General features: G+C 46.3%; 3 protein-coding genes. All 3 read right to left on the reverse strand.

The genetic code is table 11. From position 1 onward, the window contains the following. The coding region (locus tag WG89_RS29915; protein WP_172806846.1) for a transposase at positions 1-119 on the reverse strand (119 nt) is incomplete at its 3' end. A 113-nt stretch (positions 120-232) separates the two neighbouring features. Further along, complete coding sequence (locus tag WG89_RS28315) at positions 233-1,486, reverse strand: tetratricopeptide repeat protein (protein WP_062271114.1); 1,254 nt, start codon at positions 1,484-1,486, stop codon at positions 233-235. After that, on the reverse strand, positions 1,479-1,649 hold the full coding sequence (locus tag WG89_RS29920) for a hypothetical protein (RefSeq protein WP_216638585.1): 171 nt from the start codon (positions 1,647-1,649) through the stop codon (positions 1,479-1,481). The genes WG89_RS28315 and WG89_RS29920 overlap by 8 nt, the downstream gene beginning before the upstream one ends. Between the last annotated feature and the right edge of the window lie 260 nt (positions 1,650-1,909).

The raw sequence follows: 1,909 nt of genomic DNA on the forward strand, positions 1-1,909 counted from the left end.
CTGTTATAAACCTCGGCTTTCACTGCCCCGGTCAGGACTCGAAACCTGTATTTTGGCACCCAAACTATATGATATTGGCAATGCCAAATGACATGCGTTAACTTTTCAAATCTACTCATGTTACTTCCTATCTCTAGTAGTTGTGGGGACAACTCAGAGATAAGGAGTAGCATGGGTAGTTCATGGCAGGCGAAGCCAACCATTCATGACCACGTCCATAGGACGTGGGTTTTCACGATGCACTAAAACCTGGATCTGCCAGTGTTTTTAATTGATAAAAAGCACGATAGCGTTCTGTCATCTTCGAATGTTGCTTGCGCTTGGTGGAATGAGTGGCCATCAATGAGTAAAGATGGCCTCTAGATGAACAGATTGATCTTAGGCGTTTACGGTATTCCGGATCGGCTTTCAGGTCCGGGCAGTTGTCATAACGCTGTAATATCAGGTATTCAAGCTCATCCGCATTACTGCCCGACCCTCGATTGACATTTAGATAGCAGGCTTCTGTTTTGCTGAGCCATTGACCAGCGAGGTGGAAAAGTTCATTTTTGTCCTCAGCGTGATCACCTGGCAGGAGCTCAAAACTGTCAAAAGGCATTTCCAGCTGCCGTAAATAAAACCAGGCTGCTTCTTCACAAACACGACCATAAACAGGTTTATGTTTTTCCCTCTCCAGCCAGCCACCTATCAAAGCGGCTTCAACTTTTAAATCAAAACTGTTTCTAACGGGGTTGATTTCAGAATAAAAACGACCCACTTTTGGGTCGTGATCAGAGAGCCAGCTGCCTTCCGGAACAAAGAGACTGGAGGAGTGGCTGGACGAGTGACTGGACGAGCCACTAGATGAGTGACTTGAAACAGTCGGCTTTTTCTTTACTGGATCGGGTTGTATATAAGAGGTACTGGCTTCGGAAGTCTGTTCTAAATCAATACCAGAAATATTGGGTAAAGACTCTTCTGGCTGCACTTCAAAAGGACTGTCAGTAGAGTCCGACACAGATTCTCCAGGTTGTTTTGATCTGGCTTTAGAATCTTTTTCAAGTGGGTGAGATTTTTTACTGCCTTTTGCCTGTGGGCTTTCACTGCCTTTCCCTTTTTTCCTGCCTTTCCCTTTGCCTTTGGGCTTAGATTTAGGTGATGCTTTTTTAGTATGGCTCTCTGGAAGCCATTGGCTGTCAATACCCGATGCGCCTTGGGTAGTATCAGAAACTCTGCTGGGGGCATTGGCCAACTCATAACATTCCAGCTGGTTTTCAATCGATTCGCGAAGACTGTCGGGTAAATCACCTTTCAATAAAGCCCGCAGAGCCTGAATCGCTTCACTGAAGCGACCAAAACCTGCATAAAATTGGGCAGCATCACGATAGAGCAAGGGAAAGTCACCATGCTTGGCAATGTTTTCCAGAATTTCTGCTGATTGCAGAGGGTCTGCTTGACGGGTCACAAATTGCCTTTGGCTCTTAATGGATTCCGGGGAGTTATCCAAACAACACTCCCAGAAGACCGGTTAGAGCTGCTTTCCCGCGCTTCTTGATATTGTGCAGGCACTCGAAGAAACCCAAATACAGCGGTAACTTCTCTTGTGATATACCCCGATGAGGACGCAACCAGGAACGCAACAGCGACCAGAACCCCTCCATTGTATTCACATGAATCTCATGAAAACCGTCGCAGTCTCTTCCAATATGAAATGAGCCTGAAGAAGGGGCTGGTTTCTAACATGAAATGAGCCGACTTCAGCACTGTCGTTCATGATGAGGATATGAAAATCATCATGAACACCCATTTCATCAAAACCCTGGAGGATGTAAGAAGCCTCCTTTCACAAGCAGACTGTCTGGAGCCCGGCTGGGACTCCAAGGACGAATGTTACCGTTGGATTGAGCTAACCCTCAGCCACTTCAAATAC

The organism is Endozoicomonas arenosclerae, assembly GCF_001562015.1.
GTDB lineage: Bacteria > Pseudomonadota > Gammaproteobacteria > Pseudomonadales > Endozoicomonadaceae > Endozoicomonas_A > Endozoicomonas_A arenosclerae.